Genomic DNA, 15,352 nt, shown 5'->3' with positions numbered 1-15,352 from the left:
ATTCGGGCGGGCGACGGGCTCCATCCACCGTCATTGCGAGGAGCGTAGCGACGAAGCAATCCATCTCGCCGCGCAAAGGAAGAACGGATTGCTTCGCTTCGCTCGCAATCACGGAAGACACACCTTCGCGATGTCGCGTCGCGAAGCGACCGAGGCTTGCTATCGAATTTCCTTAACCCTCCAAACAGAGGGTGCAGGGAATGCCCAAGAATTCTGAAAATCAGAGCACGGCCAACGTGGGCACCGGCGGGGACTCATGATGCATTGGACAACCAAGCGGGATGACGCCCTTAGCTCTCTCCGCGTCGGCGCCGAGTCAGGGCGCCGTCAATCCACGAAGTGTTTTCAGGATTTGAGCAGGGCTGTAGGGCTTCGGCAAAAAGCACCCGCCGTCGGGCAGATCGTCACGACCGATTGTGACCTGGCCGGAAGTGGCAACGATCTTGATCGGAGGCCAGCGATCCCTGACCGCGGCAGCCAGTCTTAGACCGTCCATGCTGCCGGGCATTTGAATGTCGGTAAAGACGACCGTGATGTCTAACCGGGTTTCGAGAATATCAATGGCTTCATCCGCATTCGCTGCTTCGATCACATCGAACTCGCCTGCCGCAATCATTTCAGCCGCGTCCATCCGGATCAACACGTCATCTTCAACAACAAGGATGACCGCTCGTTTCGCTACTGAAATCATCGGTCAATCTCTTCAACTAACTGAGTATTGGCGTCGCAAGCCCTTGGAACCGACTTGAACCTTTCAGGGCCCATGGAGTTGGTATCCATAGCTGCAATTCGCAGGTCTCCATCCAAGGTTTCTGACGGCATGTTTCTGCCTGGCGTTGTTGCTGATCTAATCGACTGCGCCAGATAAGGTTCACCAATGCTGAGCAAAAACATGGAAGCGCAAGGTGTTGGCGTCGCAGAATCGGTGCCTGTCCCGAAGCTTTCCGCAGACCCGGCAGAGAAGGCGGGCCCGCCAGTTTGGGATGCGGAACAGCTGCGTCTGGCTATTTCGGCGGCGGGGGTCGCGCTCTGGTCGTGGAACGTCGACACCAATCGATTTACGATGGATGAGCGAGCGTTCGATCTTTGGGGCGTGCCGTTGAATGAATACGTGTCGTTCGATGATCTGTCGTCACATATTCATCCGGCCGACCGCGATCGCGTAAAAGCTGCGTTTGCCGCCACGCGTGCGATCATCGGTCCGTATGAAATTGATTTCCGCATCATGGTTGGCGAGGAGGTCAGGTGGGTTTCGGCCCGCGGCCAGGGAAATGATGCGGGCATTGTTGGTCGCATCATGCACGGAATTTTCATCGACGTGACGGGACGCAAGCAAGCCGAGGAAGGCCATGAGTTGCTGGCAGGCGAAATGAGCCACCGGGTGAAGAACCTGTTAGCGATTGCATCCGGTCTCACAGCCATCACCTCGCGGTCCGCCAAGACGACTGCCGACATGGCGAAGGAACTTACGCTTCGGCTGGCGGCGCTAGGCCGCGCCCATGATCTTGTCCGTCCGCTTCCGGGGCAGGGTGGAAAAGCTGCGCTCTTGGGGGACCTTTTGACAGTACTGCTGGCGCCTTATGATGATCTGGGAGCATTTAGCGGTCGCGTCCGCGTCTCAGTTCCCCGCATGGGCGTCGGCGAGCAAGCAGCTACAACGCTAGCGCTCGTTATCCATGAACTAGCCACCAATTCACTCAAGTATGGCGCGTTATCCTCCCCGACCGGTACGCTGGATATATCCTGCGCCACCCACGATACGGAAGTGGTCGTCGTATGGACGGAGCGCGGTGGCCCGCCGGTCGCGGCGCCGACTGGTGAAAGCGGGTATGGAAGCAAGCTGCTCAATCGCAGCATGACGATCCAGCTTGGCGGCTCGATTTCGTGCGATTGGAGTGCGGAGGGCGTCATCGTCACGCTTCACATGATCAAAGACCGCCTGACAAGGTAGAGGCGTTCGGCCCCGGCCCGTTACCCTCCAGGAGATCTGACGGCTGTCGCCGTTCGGGTCGCCGCACATTTGGTCCGCGTCTCGAACTCACGAACCCCGCAGCAGTTCGCTGATCACGTTGAACTGGCCGTCGCGAAACTCGACCATGTAGCCGTCCTTGATGGGCCGATAGTCTTTCGGTGAGGTGTTGAGCTTGACGCCCGGCATCAGCAGCGGGAGTTGCACATCCCTGAGGTTGGCGGCCTGCGCCATGATGTTCTCGCGGCTCAGATCGTTCTTGCACTGCTCCAGCACCACCACCAGCGCCTGGGCGACCATGTAGCCATAGCCGGCGGCGAAATTCGCCGGATCGACGTTCGGTACCCGCGCCTTCATGAATTCGCGGTAGGCGACCAGGTCAGGATCTTTGGAGTCGGCCGAATAGGGCTTCAGCGATCCGATCGACATGATGCCGCTCGCGGCCTCTAAGCCCGCCGGCACCATCACGGTTTCCTTGTTGGCGCAGCCCGAGGAGATGAAGCGCATCGGCCGCCAGCCGGTCTCATAGGCCTTGCGGATCGCCTGCGCGCAGGCACGCGGCGTCACGCTGTAGATCAGGAAAACGTCGGCCTTGGTATTGGCGAGCGTCAGGATCTGCGAATCCACACTGGGATCGGCGACTTCGAAGCTCGATGCCAGCGCGATCGCCTTGTCGGCGTCGGCCCCAAGCGCCTCTTTCACGCCGCGCAGGTAATCCTTCCCGGCGTCGTCGTTCTGGTAAAGGATCGCAAAGCGTGCATTGGGATTTTTGGCGCGCGCATAGCGCACGTCGATGCCGGCTTCCTCGACATAATTCGGCGCCCAGGGCAGCGCCATCAGCCAGGGCTGGTTGACCGGATCGTTCCACTTCGACGCGGACGAGATCAGGAACAGATGCGGCACCTTGGCGCTGTTGAGGTATTTCGCGGTCGCCGAGCTCGGCGCGGTGCCCATGGTGCCGAACATGAAGGCGACGTTGTCGCTTTCGACAAGCCGCCGCGTCGCCTCGACCGTCTTCGGCGGCGAGAAGCCGTCGTCAAGCGAGACCATGTTTAGCTTGCGTCCGTTGACGCCGCCCTTTTCGTTGATCAAGTCGAAATAGCCGGCAAAGGCCTTGCCGACGACGCTGAGCGCCGAGGCCGGGCCGCTATACGGCATGATGTTGCCGAACTTTATTTCGGTAGGCGTGATGCCGGGCTGTTGCGCGAAGGCAGCTGACGAAGCGGCGAGGGACAGCGCGAGGAAAATGGCCGGGACAGATTGGCTCCATCGGATCATGCTTCATCTCCCCGGCGTTTTGCCGATTTTGTGTTATTGCTTTTTTGCAGAAGGTTAGGGCATGGCCGGGGAACCGGTCTTGCGTTGAGTTGCTGGCGAGGGGCCCGTCAGCCGCTCAACGCAAGTTTAGGCCGGCCGATTCAGGGCATCGTGATTCCGTCGGGAGGACAGCATGCTGGAGCGGACAAAGGCGAACAGCCCGTTTTACAACGCGGATCACGAAGCGTTTCGCGACGTGATGCGGCGCTTTGTGACGCGCGAGATCGAGCCCTATGCCCATGAATGGGACGAAGCCGGCGAGTTTCCGCGCGCGCTGTACGCCAAGGCCGCCGAGATCGGCTTGCTGGGGCTCGGTTTCCCCGAGGAATATGGCGGCGTCGCTGCCGACCAGTTCATGAAAATCGTGGCCTCGCAGGAACTCGCGCGTGCCGGCGCCGGCGGTGTCAGCTCCAGCCTGATGAGCCACACCATCGGCTCGCCGCCGATCGCGCGCGCCGCCCGCCCCGAGATCAAGGCGCGGGTGCTCCCCGAGGTGCTGTCGGGCCAGAAGATATCTGCATTGGCGATCACCGAACCGAGCGGCGGCTCCGATGTCGCCAATCTCCGCACCAAGGCGCGCCGTGACGGCGATCATTATGTCGTCAGCGGCGAGAAGACATTCATCACCTCGGGCATGCGCGCCGATTATCTCACGGTCGCCGTGCGCACCGGCGGCGAGGGCGCCGGCGGCGTCAGCCTGCTCCTGATCGAGGGCGATACGCCGGGGCTTTCGCGCACCAAACTCAAGAAGATGGGCTGGTGGGCGTCGGATACCGCAACGCTGCATTTCGACGAATGCCGTGTTCCGGTCGAAAACCTGCTCGGCGAGGAAGGCCAGGGCTTCAAGCTGATCATGCACAATTTCAACAGCGAGCGGATGGGCATGGCGGCGAGCTGCACGGCTTACGCGCGCGTCTGCGTCGAGGACGCGATCGCTTACGCCAAGGAGCGCCAGACCTTTGGTAAACCGATCGCGCAGCACCAGGTGATCCGTCACAAGCTGGTCGACATGGCGCAGAAGGTCGCGGCCTCGCAGGCGATGCTGGAGATGCTGGCATGGCGGCTTGGCCAGGGCGAAAGCCCGGTTGCCGAAATCTGCATGATGAAGAACCAGGCCACGCAGACCATGGCGTTCTGCGCCAGCGAAGCCGTGCAGATTTTCGGCGGCGCCGGCTTCATGCGCGGCATCAAGGTCGAGCGCATCTACCGCGAGGTAAAGGTCAACGCGATCGGCGGCGGGACGGAGGAGATCATGAAGGATCTGGCAAGCAGGCAGATGGGGCTGTGAGGATGTCCACCAATTTTGCGTCATTCCGGGGCGTGCGAAGCACGAGCCCGGAATCCATACTCACGATCGTGGTTATGGATTCCGGGCCTGCGCCCAAGTGGGCGCATCCCGGAATGACGACGAGGATAGACTGAATCATGCTTTTTACCACCGACCACGACGAACCACGCCGGGCCTTGCAAAAGTTCATCGCCGCCGAGATCAACCCGTTCGTCGACGAATGGGAGAAGGCGGAACAGTTTCCCTCGCACGCGCTGTTCAAGAAGCTCGGCGATCTCGGCTTTCTCGGCCTCAACAAGCCCGTCGAATTCGGCGGGCAGGGGCTCGATTACAGTTACGCGCTGATGATGGCCGAAGAACTCGGCGCCATCCATTGCGGCGGCGTGCCGATGGCGATCGGGGTGCAGACTGACATGGCCACCCCGGCGCTGGCGCGGTTCGGCTCCGATGAAGTGCGCCGCGAATTTCTGGCGCCCGCGATCGCGGGCGATGCGGTGGCCTGCATCGGCGTGTCGGAGCCGGGCGCCGGCTCCGACGTCGCCTCGATCAAGACCAATGCCCGCTCAGATGGCGATGATTACGTCATCAATGGCGGCAAGATGTGGATCACCAATGGCGTAAAGGCGGACTGGATCTGCCTGCTCGCCAATACCAGCGACGGGCAGGTGCATCGCAACAAGTCTCTGATCTGCGTGCCGATGAAAACCAAGGGCGTCGAGGTCGCGCGAAAACTCGACAAGATGGGCATGCGCTCCTCCGACACCGCGCAGATTTTCTTCGACAATGTCCGGGTGCCGAAGCGCAATCGCATCGGCGAGGAGGGCATGGGTTTTACGTATCAGATGGTGCAGTTCCAGGAGGAGCGGCTGTGGGGCGCCGCGGCGTGCCTGAAGGCGCATGAATATATTATCGCCGAGACCATCGAATACACGCGCAACCGAAAAGCGTTCGGCAAGACCATCCTCGACAACCAGGTGGTCCATTTCAAGCTCGCGGAGATGCAGACCGAAGTCGAGCTGCTTCGCGCGCTGATCTACCGCGCCGCCGAGGCGCTGATCGCGGGCGAGGACGTCACGCGGCTCGCGACAATGGCAAAACTCAAGGCTGGCCGCCTCGGCCGCGAACTCACCGATGCCTGTTTGCAATTCTGGGGCGGCATGGGTTTTATGAACGAGACACACGTCAGCCGCGCCTATCGCGACAGCCGCCTGACCTCGATCGGCGGCGGCGCCGATGAGGTGATGCTGACGGTATTGTGCAAGATGATGGGCACGCTGCCGGGAACCAAAGGGAACGCCTGATGATCACGCTATATCACTGCGACGGGGCACGTTCGTTCCGTCCGCTCTGGATGCTGGAAGAGCTCGGGCTGCCCTATGAGCTCAAGATGCTGCCGTTTCCGCCGCGGGTGTTCGCCAAGGAATACCTCGCGATCAATCCGCTCGGCACCATTCCCTTCATGGTCGATGGCGAGACCAAAATGACGGAATCGTCGGGCATCTGCCACTACATCGGCACCAGATACGGCCCGACGCCGCTGATCGTCGGGCCCGACGAGCCCGCCTATGGCGCGTTCCTGAACTGGATGTATTTTTCCGACGCCACGCTGACCTTTCCGCAAACGCTGGTGCTGAGATACAGCCAGCTCGAGCCCGAGGAGCGCCGCAATCCGCAGGTTGCGGGGGACTATGCCAAATGGTTCCTCGGCCGGCTGCGGGCCGTGGAAGCCGCCACCGCAACGGCGGAAACGCTGTGCGCCGACCGCTTTACCGCCGCCGATATCGCCAACGGCTATGCGTTGCGGCTGGCCGGAAATATCGGCCTGGCCAAGGATTTCGGGCCCAATGTCGCGGCCTATTGGGCCCGGTTGCAGGCGCGTGACGGTTATAAGCGGGCGGTGGCCGCCGAGCAAAAGGCCGGCGTCGAGCAGAACGTGGCGCCGCGGGTGCGGGGCTGACGCTCCCCGTCATTCCGGGGCGCGAAGCGAACCCGGAATCTCGAGATTCCGGGTCTGGTCCTTCGGACCATCCCGGAATGACAGCGGTTCTGTCGGTGACAGCCCCCCATTTTCCGCTATGGTTGCCCCTATCGCAGTGGCCCAAGAGCCGCGCGAGGAGGATGCACCATGGACGACGCCTTGGACGACATGGGCCGCAAATCGGGCCATCTGATGCTGATCACTCCGGAACGCGTGTTCTACGCGGGCCTGCTCGGTCGGCCGCGGGAACGCTGCTCGGGTGCGTTCAACATCTATGTCGCGATCGAAGGCGGGTTGCGGCTTACAGCCGATGGCCGGAACAGCCATGCCGAAATGTTCGCTGTGCTGCCGAACACTGGGCATACCATCGCCAGCGACTATCGTTCGGTGCTGAGCGTCGTGATCGAGCCGGAAAGCGTTTGTCCCGGCGTGCTCGAGGACCTCGCCGCGCGGTTGTCGGGGCCTGAAGGCAAAGCCTTTGCCGACCGCATCCGCGCCGCCTATCTCGCCTTGCGCGAGCATCATGCGGGCGAGGATTTCTCCAGCACCGAATTCGACTTTCTGTGCCTTGGCGAAGCTCTCCCGCAACGCGTGCTCGATCCACGTGTGGCGCGCGCGATACTGCAGATCGGACGATTCTGCGGCGAACCGGTGACAGCCGCAAGCTGCGCCGCGGAAGCAGGCCTCTCGCCGTCGCGCTTCCTGCATTTGTTCAAGGAAGAGACCGGAATCTCGTTCCGCTCGTTCCGCGCCTGGAAGCGGGCACGGCACCTCTTACATTTCGCCAACCAGGACATCAACCTTGCGCATCTCGCGCAGGACATCGGCTATCCCGACTCCACGCATTTCAGCCACTCGATCCGCCGCTTCTACGGCTTGAAGCCGCGCGCGATCTTTTCCGGCTCGCGCGATCTGGCAATCTACCGTAGCAATCGCACCGGCGGCGCCAATAGCGGGTGGACGCAAGAAGCGGGCTGATGCGGGCCGCATGATCGCCAGCGCATGATCCGGAAAAGTGTGAAGCGGTTTTTCGAAAAGATCATGCGCAAAACAAGGGCGATTTCCGCCCATTTCCGAAGGCTGATCCAAAGGCTGATTCATGAGCGACAAGGCCGTCATTACCTGCGCGCTGAACGGCGTGCTGACCGACCCGAAACAGCACAACGTACCTGTCACGCCCGAACAGATGGCGCGCGAGGCCAAGGCCGCCTTCAACGCCGGCGCCAGCATCATGCATATCCATCTGCGCCAGCAGGAACCGGGCAAGGGCCATCTGCCGTCCTGGGAAGTCAGCGTCAGCAAAGAGATTCAGCAGGCGGTGCGCGAGGCCTGCCCCGGCGTCATCATCAACCACACCACCGGCACCTCGGGTCCCAATTATAGCGGCGCGCTCGATTGCGTGCGCGAGACAAAACCCGAAATCGCGGCCTGCAATGCCGGCTCGCTGAATTACCTCAAGGTGAAATCCGACAACACCTGGGCCTGGCCGCCGATGATGTTCGATAACGCGGTCGAGAAGGTGCAGGATTATCTCGACGTGATGAAGGTGGCGGGCACGATTCCGGAGTTCGAATGTTTTGATGTCGGCATCGTGCGCTGCGTCGGCATGTACCGGCAGACTGGCATGTATTCAGGGCCGCTGGAGTATAATTTCGTGATGGGCGTTGCATCCGGCATGCCGGCGGATCCGGATCTGCTGCCGATCCTGCTCAAGCTCAAATTGCCCGAAGCGCACTGGCAGGTCACCGCGATCGGCCGCGCCGAAATCTGGCCGCTGCACCAGCGCTGCGCCGACCTCGGCGGTCACTTGCGCACTGGTCTGGAAGATACGTTCTATCTCGCCGACGGCACCAAGGTGACCTCCAATGGCCAATTGATCGAAGCCATCGCCGCCTGCGCCCGCCGTGCTGGCAGAGAGATCGCCAGCCCCGCCGAGGCAAGGCAGATATTTGGGACGAGGCATTAGTGCCGTCATTGCGAGCGAAGCGAAGCAATCCATAGCGCGTCAAAGAAAGTATGGATTGCTTCGTCGCTTCGCTCCTCGCAATGACGAGTAGGAGAAATAATGGCCATCATCGACTCGACCATCGCCCCAAGCAGCGCCGGCTACAAGGCCAACCGCGACGGCATGCTGGCGCTGATCGCGCGGATGCGCGGACTTGAGGAGCGGACGCGCGCCGCCTCCGCTGCTGCCAAGGACCGCTTTCACAAGCGCGGCCAATTATTGCCGCGCGAGCGCGTCGCGCTGGTGCTCGATCCCGGATCGCCCTTCATCGAATTGATGACGCTGGCGGGCTACATGTTCGACGTGCCGGATGCCGACAAGAGCATCCCGGGCGGCGGGGCGATCGCCGGCATCGGGTTCGTCTCCGGCATCCGTTGCATGATCAGCGCCAATGATTCCGGCATCGACGCCGGCGCGTTGCAGCCTTACGGCCTCGACAAGACCTTGCGCGTGCAGGAACTGGCGCTGGAGAACAAGCTGCCCTACGTGCAACTGGTTGAAAGCGCCGGCGCAAACCTGCTGCGCTACCGCGTCGAGGATTTTATTCGCGGCGGCAATATCTTTCGCAACCTGGCCAGACTGTCGGCGGCGGGCTTGCCTGTTGTCACGGTGACGCACGGTTCGTCGACCGCAGGCGGCGCCTACCAGACCGGGCTCTCCGACTACATCGTGATGGTGCGCGGCCGCACCCGCGCCTTCCTCGCCGGACCGCCGCTGCTCAAGGCCGCGACGGGCGAGATCGCGACCGAGGAAGAGCTCGGTGGGGCCGAGATGCACACCTCGATCTCCGGCCTCGGCGATTATCTCGCCGAGGACGACCGTGACGCGCTGCGGATCGCGCGCGACATCATGACCAATATGCAGTGGGACCGGCCAATACCTGCTGAAACCTCGTATCGGCCTCCGCGCTATGACGCGGAGGAACTGCTTGGCATCATGCCGATGGATCACAAGCGTCCGGTCGACATGCGGCAGGCCATCGCGCGCTTTATCGACGATTCCGATTTTACCGAGTTCGGCAGCAATTACGGCCCCGCCACCATCTGCGGCCACGCCCGCATCGAGGGACAGGCGATCGGTATCATCACCAACAACGGTCCGCTCGATGTGCCCGGCGCCAACAAGGCGACGCATTTCATCCAGGCCTGCTGCCAGTCGCGCACGCCGCTTTTGTATATGAACAACACGACCGGCTACATGGTCGGCAAGGCCTATGAGGAAGCCGGCATGATCAAGCACGGCTCCAAGATGATCCAGGCGGTGACCTCGGCGACCGTGCCGCAGATCACCATCTATTGCGGCGCATCGTTCGGCGCCGGCAATTACGGCATGTGCGGGCGCGGCTTCCATCCGCGCTTCTGCTTCTCCTGGCCCAACGCCAAGACCGCCGTGATGGGCGGTGAGCAGGCGGCGGAGACAATGGCGATCGTGACGGAAGCTGCCGCCGCGCGTCGCGGCAAACCGATCGAGAAGGAAAAGCTTGACGCGATGAAGGCGCAGATAACAGGCGTGTTCGACGGCCAGATGGACGTGTTCTCGACCTCGGCACGTGTGCTCGATGACGGCGTGATCGATCCGCGCGATACCCGCAGCGTACTATCCGAGGTGCTGGCAATCTGCCGCGAGGCCGAGGCACGGACGCCGCAGCCCATGCAATTCTCGGTCGCGCGGCCATGACGATGATGAAGTCGACGCCGTTCTTCAAGATATTGATCGCCAACCGCGGCGAGATCGCGCTGCGCATCATGCGCACCGCGCGCCGTCTCGGCTGTGGCGTGGTCGCGGTCTATTCCGATGCCGACCGCGACGCGCTGCATGTCCGCGAAGCCGACCAGGCGGTGCGGATCGGCGAGGCGCTGCCGGCACAATCCTATTTGCGGATCGAGGCGATCATTGCAGCGGCCAAGGCCAGCGGCGCCACGGCGGTCCATCCCGGCTACGGCTTCCTCGCCGAGAACGAAGATTTCGCGCAGGCCTGCCGCGATGCGGGGCTGGTCTTCATCGGACCGTCGCCGGAGGCGATCCGGGCGATGGGCAACAAGGCCGGCGCCAAGGAGATCATGGAAAAGGCCGGCGTACCCTGCGTGCCCGGCTATCAGGGCGCCGACCAGAGCGACGCTGTGATGGTGGCGGAAGCCAGGAAGATCGGCTTTCCCGTGATGATCAAGGCGGTCGCGGGTGGCGGCGGGCGCGGTATGCGGCTGGTCGCGGATGCCGCGACGTTTCCGGATGCGCTGCGCAGTGCGCGATCGGAGGCGCAGGGTGCGTTCGGCGACCCCACGGTCATTTTGGAACGCGCCATCGTTAGTCCCCGCCATATCGAAATCCAGGTGTTCGGCGATCGTTACCGTAACGCCGTCCATCTCGGCGAGCGCGATTGCTCGGTGCAGCGGCGGCACCAGAAGCTGATCGAGGAGGCGCCGTCGCCGGCGGTGTCGCCGAGGCTGCGGGCGCGGATGGGCGCGGTTGCGGTGTCAGCCGTCAAGGCGATCGGTTATGAGGGCGCCGGCACGCTGGAATTCCTGCTCGATAGCAGCGGCGAATTCTACTTCATGGAAATGAACACGCGGCTGCAGGTCGAGCATCCCGTCACCGAGGCGATCACGGGCCTCGATCTCGTCGAACTGCAACTGCGCGTCGCCAGCGGCGAAGCGCTCGGGTTGGTGCAGGAAGACATCAAATTCTCCGGCCATGCCATCGAGGTGCGGCTGTGTTCGGAAGACGCAGGCCACGATTTCATGCCGCAATCCGGCACGATGGCGTTGTGGCAGATGCCTGACGGTATCCGGGTCGAACATGCGCTGCAATCGGGTTCCGAGATTCCGCCGTTCTATGATTCGATGATCGCCAAGATCATCAGCCGTGGCGCCACCCGCGATGAGGCGCGGGGCAAGCTGATCGTCGGTCTGGAGCAGGTAGCTGCATTCGGTGTCACCACCAATCAGGGCTTTCTGATTTCATGCCTGCGCCATCCCGTTTTTGCCGCGGGTGAGGCGACCACCTCCTTCATCGGCAGCCACCGCGATGAATTGCTGGCGCCGCGCAAGGATGCAGCTTCGGAAGCCGAGCTTGCGGCGTTGCTGCTTTATGTCACCGATCCTTCGACACCGAAGTGGAAGCCCGGACGCTCGCTGGCGGCGACGTTCCCGGTTCCTGTTCGCGTCGAGATCGGCGGCGCGGTCCATGAGATCGAGATCGTGCGCGAGCGTGACGGCAGCTATCGCGGGCTCAACAACACGCTCTACCGGATCGAAGTTCATGCCGTCGACGGCGACACCATCCGCTTCAGCCGCGACGGTCTTGCGGAGTCCGTCAAATTCCTGCGCGACCGGGATCGGCTCTATTTCCTGCACCGCGGCACCACGATTGCGGTTCGCGACCTGACGCTGGCGGCACCGGTGTCGGCCGCGGCCAGCGGCGGCGACGGCAAGGTGCGCGCGGCGATGAATGGCCGCGTCGTCGCCGTGCTGGTCAAGCCGGGCGAGCAGGTCTCGGCCGGCCAGCCAGTCATGACGCTGGAAGCGATGAAGATGGAGCACGTGCATACGGCGGGTGTTGCGGGAAAGGTCGCGGCGATCGATGTCGCCGAGGGTGAGCAGGTGACGACGGGGAAGATCGTGGTCGAGATCGAGGCGGCGGTATAGCAGCAAACCATATGTCGTCCCGGACAAGCGAAGCGCGATCCGGGACCCATACGCCGCGGCGGTTATTGTTGAGCACAATGGTCGACGGCTTCTTCCAACAACAGATGACCGGGGTTATGGGTCCCGGCCTTCGCCGGGACGACAATGGAAATCGGGACGACGATAGAGTTTACTCCACCCGCGTTCGCCGGGACGACGATGGATGTCACTCCGCCCGCCCGGTGCCCTCATTGAGCCAACACGCGACCTGATGCCGCGCGCCGGCATCAAGCAGCGACGGCCGTTCGACCTTGCAGCGGTCCATCACGTAGCGGCAGCGGGTGTGGAAGGCGCAGCCCGACGGCGGGTTGATCGGGCTTGGGACGTCGCCGTCGATCATGGGCGCGAGCTTCTTCGCCTTCGGGTTGGCGACGGGCACCGAAGCCAAAAGCGCCTGCGTATAGGGGTGGCGCGGGTTGGCGAACAGCTCAGTCTTGTCGGCGATCTCGACAATGCGCCCGAGATACATCACGGCGACGCGGTGGCTGATATGGGCGACCACGGCGAGATCATGGGCGATGAACAGATATGAAAAATTGTTCTTGCGCTGCAGGTCGATCAACAGATTGATCACCTGCGCCTGGATCGAGACGTCGAGCGCGGATACCGGCTCGTCGCAGACGATCAAGCTTGGCCCCAATGATAACGCTCGCGCGATGCAGATGCGCTGCCGCTGTCCGCCGGAGAACTGATGCGGATAGTTCTTCATCTGGTCCGCGCGCAGGCCGACCTGGGCGAACAGTTCGGCGACCCGTTCCTGCTGCGCGCGTCCGGTGGCAAGGCCGTGGACGCCGAGCGGTTCGCCGACGATCTCGCCGGCGGTCATGCGCGGATTGAGTGAAGCGAACGGATCCTGGAACACGATCTGCATCGAGCGCCGATGCGGCCGCAGATCCGTCTTGCTGAGGTTGGTGATGTCAGTGCCGTTGAGCTTGATCGCGCCGCTGGTCGGTTCCACCAGCCGCAGCACGCTGCGCGCGACCGTCGACTTGCCGCAGCCGGATTCTCCGACCAGTCCCAGCGTCTCGCCCTTGCCGACCGAGAAGCTGACGCCGTCGACCGAATGCACGGTGCCGATGCGCCGGCGCAGGATGCCGCCGCGCACCGGGTAATGCTTGACGAGGTCGGTAACCTCCAAGAGGGGCGTCGCGTCGCTCATGGCGCGGCCACCATTTCCGCGGCGCGCCAGCACGCCGCAAAATGATTGTCGCCGAAATCCAGTAGCGGCGGATATTCGACGCGGCAGCGGTCGATCGCGAACGGACAGCGCGGCGCAAAGGCGCAGCCCGGCGGCAAATTGGTCAGCGATGGCACCATGCCGGGAATTTCGTTCAGCCTGACGTCCTCTTTCGCGCCGAGCGAAATCACCGCCGGCATCGAGGCCATCAGGCCGCGGGTGTAGGGATGCCGTGGATTCTCGAACAGCGCCTCGACGGTGGCTTCCTCGACCTTCTTGCCCGCATACATCACGATGACGCGCTGTGCGGTCTGCGCCACCACGCCGAGATCATGGGTGATCAGGATCAGGCCGGTGCCGAGGGTCTTTTGCAGGTCGACGATCAGCGCCAGGATTTGTGCCTGGATCGTGACATCGAGCGCGGTGGTCGGCTCGTCCGCGATCAACAGGGCCGGGCGGCACGCCAACGCCATCGCGATCATCGCGCGCTGGCGCATGCCGCCGGAAAGCTGATGCGGATATTCATGCGCGCGCCGCTCCGGCTCGGGAATCCGGACGAGGCGCAGCATTTCGACGGCTTTCGCCCACGCTTCCTTCGCCGTCATGTCCTGGTGCAGCCGCACCACCTCGGTGATCTGGTCGCCGATCCGCATCACCGGATTGAGCGAGGTCATCGGTTCCTGGAAGATCATCGACATCCGGTTGCCACGGATCTTGCGCATGTCCGCTTCGCCGATGCCGAGCAGGTCGGTGCCTTCGAGCGTCACCGAGCCGCCGACGATTCGCCCCGGCGGGTCCGGCACCAGCCGCATGATCGACAGCGCGCTGACGCTCTTGCCGCAGCCGGATTCGCCGACGATCGCCAGCGTCTCGCCGCGGCGGACGTGAAACGATACGTCATCGACTGCCCGGAACAGGCCCGAATTGGTGAAGAACACCGTCTGCAGGTTCTTCACATCGAGAACCGTCTCATCCGCCCGTGCCAGCGTCATCAGCCGCGCTGCCTCGGGTCGAGGATGTCGCGCAGCGCGTCGCCGAACAGATTGGTGCCGAACACCGCAAGGCTGATCGCGACGCCGGGGAAGATCACCAGCCAGGGTGCGGTGCGGACATATTCCGCCGCCGATTCCGACAGCATGCGGCCCCATGACGGATAGGGCTCGGGAATGCCGAGGCCGAGGAACGACAGCGAGGCTTCGGTGAGAATGGTGGAGCCGAGCTGCGCGGTGGCCAGCACGATCAGCGGCGCCAGCGTGTTCGGCAGCACGTGGCGTATAGCGATGCGCGTTTCGCTCATGCCGATCGACTTGGCGGCCTCGACGAACGGAAGTTCGCGCAAAGCCAGCGTGTTGGCGCGGATCACGCGGGCCACCGTTGGAATCAGCGGGATCGCGATCGCGATGATGACGTTCGGCAGCGACGGCCCCAGGGCCGCCGTCATGACCAGTGCCAGCACCAGCAGCGGCAGGGCCTGCAAAATGTCGGTCACGCGCTGGAACAGCAAATCGACCCAGCCCGAGAGATAGCCGGAAACGAGGCCGACGATGACGCCGAGCGTCGAGCCCAGCACCGTGGCGCCGATGCCGACGGCCAGCGAAATCCGGGCACCATGGACGATCCGGCTCCAGACATCGCGACCGAATGAATCGGTACCCAGCCAATGCACGGCGTCCGGCGCCGCCAGCCGGTGCGTGGAATCGACGCTGAGCGGACTGAAGCGGCAGATCAGATCGGCCGATATCGCCACCCAGACGAACATCACCATGATGAAAAGGCCGATGGTGCCGAGCATGTAGCGTTGCGCGAGAAACGTCAGCCGACGCCAGCCATGCGTCGAATGGGCGCCGGCGCGCTTCAGTTCGCTATCGTAATTGACCACGGCCAAACGGATAACTCCTAACTGTTCGTGCTCCCTCTCCCCGCTCTTGCGGGGAG

Annotated in this window: 13 protein-coding genes; 8 read left to right on the top strand and 5 right to left on the bottom strand. The window is 63.0% G+C overall.

The window, feature by feature from the left end; translation table 11 throughout:
* Window positions 1-316 precede the first annotated feature (316 nt).
* Complete coding sequence (locus JQ629_RS04990; protein ID WP_212411583.1) at window positions 317-691, bottom strand: response regulator; 375 nt, start codon at window positions 689-691, stop codon at window positions 317-319.
* A 186-nt stretch (window positions 692-877) separates the two neighbouring features.
* On the opposite strand from JQ629_RS04990, the gene JQ629_RS04985 reads away from it, so the two are divergent.
* A complete protein-coding gene (locus JQ629_RS04985) occupies window positions 878-1,951 on the top strand; it encodes a sensor histidine kinase (protein WP_249134825.1) in 1,074 nt (357 codons plus the stop codon).
* 87 nt (window positions 1,952-2,038) lie between these two features.
* On the opposite strand, the gene JQ629_RS04980 is transcribed toward JQ629_RS04985, so the two are convergent.
* Entirely contained in the window at window positions 2,039-3,247 is a 1,209-nt protein-coding gene (locus tag JQ629_RS04980) for an ABC transporter substrate-binding protein (RefSeq protein WP_212411582.1), read from the bottom strand.
* 172 nt (window positions 3,248-3,419) lie between these two features.
* Between JQ629_RS04980 and JQ629_RS04975 the strand changes: the two genes are divergently transcribed.
* From JQ629_RS04975 to JQ629_RS04945, 7 genes are all read left to right on the top strand, one after another.
* Entirely contained in the window at window positions 3,420-4,574 is a 1,155-nt protein-coding gene (locus JQ629_RS04975) for an acyl-CoA dehydrogenase family protein (protein WP_212411581.1), read from the top strand.
* A 137-nt stretch (window positions 4,575-4,711) separates the two neighbouring features.
* A complete protein-coding gene (locus JQ629_RS04970) occupies window positions 4,712-5,875 on the top strand; it encodes an acyl-CoA dehydrogenase family protein (protein WP_212411580.1) in 1,164 nt (387 codons plus the stop codon).
* Entirely contained in the window at window positions 5,875-6,531 is a 657-nt protein-coding gene (locus JQ629_RS04965; RefSeq protein ID WP_212411579.1) for a glutathione S-transferase family protein, read from the top strand. Before JQ629_RS04970 ends, JQ629_RS04965 begins: the two co-directional genes overlap by 1 nt.
* A 180-nt stretch (window positions 6,532-6,711) precedes the next feature.
* Window positions 6,712-7,530, top strand: coding sequence for a helix-turn-helix domain-containing protein (locus tag JQ629_RS04960; RefSeq protein ID WP_212411682.1), 819 nt, complete (start codon window positions 6,712-6,714; stop codon window positions 7,528-7,530).
* Window positions 7,531-7,651: 121 nt separating this feature from the next.
* Window positions 7,652-8,518: a beta-keto acid cleavage family enzyme gene (locus tag JQ629_RS04955; RefSeq protein WP_212411577.1), complete on the top strand. Its 867-nt coding sequence runs from the start codon at window positions 7,652-7,654 to the stop codon at window positions 8,516-8,518.
* Window positions 8,519-8,617: 99 nt separating this feature from the next.
* Window positions 8,618-10,234: an acyl-CoA carboxylase subunit beta gene (locus JQ629_RS04950; RefSeq protein ID WP_212411575.1), complete on the top strand. Its 1,617-nt coding sequence runs from the start codon at window positions 8,618-8,620 to the stop codon at window positions 10,232-10,234.
* Window positions 10,235-10,239: 5 nt separating this feature from the next.
* Complete coding sequence (locus JQ629_RS04945; RefSeq protein ID WP_212411681.1) at window positions 10,240-12,201, top strand: acetyl-CoA carboxylase biotin carboxylase subunit; 1,962 nt, start codon at window positions 10,240-10,242, stop codon at window positions 12,199-12,201.
* Window positions 12,202-12,406: 205 nt separating this feature from the next.
* On the opposite strand, the gene JQ629_RS04940 is transcribed toward JQ629_RS04945, so the two are convergent.
* From JQ629_RS04940 to JQ629_RS04930, 3 genes are read right to left on the bottom strand one after another with little or no spacing between them, the layout of a single operon-like run.
* The gene (locus JQ629_RS04940) at window positions 12,407-13,399 is read right to left on the bottom strand and encodes an ABC transporter ATP-binding protein (protein ID WP_212411573.1); all 993 of its coding nucleotides are present in this window, start codon (window positions 13,397-13,399) and stop codon (window positions 12,407-12,409) included.
* The gene (locus JQ629_RS04935; protein WP_212411572.1) at window positions 13,396-14,409 is read right to left on the bottom strand and encodes an ABC transporter ATP-binding protein; all 1,014 of its coding nucleotides are present in this window, start codon (window positions 14,407-14,409) and stop codon (window positions 13,396-13,398) included. Before JQ629_RS04935 ends, JQ629_RS04940 begins: the two co-directional genes overlap by 4 nt.
* Window positions 14,409-15,302 carry an ABC transporter permease gene (locus tag JQ629_RS04930; protein WP_212269402.1) on the bottom strand — a complete coding sequence of 298 codons (894 nt, stop codon included), beginning with the start codon at window positions 15,300-15,302 and terminating at the stop codon, window positions 14,409-14,411. The genes JQ629_RS04935 and JQ629_RS04930 overlap by 1 nt, the downstream gene beginning before the upstream one ends.
* Between the last annotated feature and the right edge of the window lie 50 nt (window positions 15,303-15,352).

Origin of the sequence: Bradyrhizobium sp. AUGA SZCCT0222, assembly GCF_018130205.1 — a bacterium.
In the GTDB taxonomy this organism is placed as follows: Bacteria; Pseudomonadota; Alphaproteobacteria; order Rhizobiales; family Xanthobacteraceae; genus Bradyrhizobium.
This window is presented reverse-complemented; position numbering and strand designations above follow the sequence as displayed.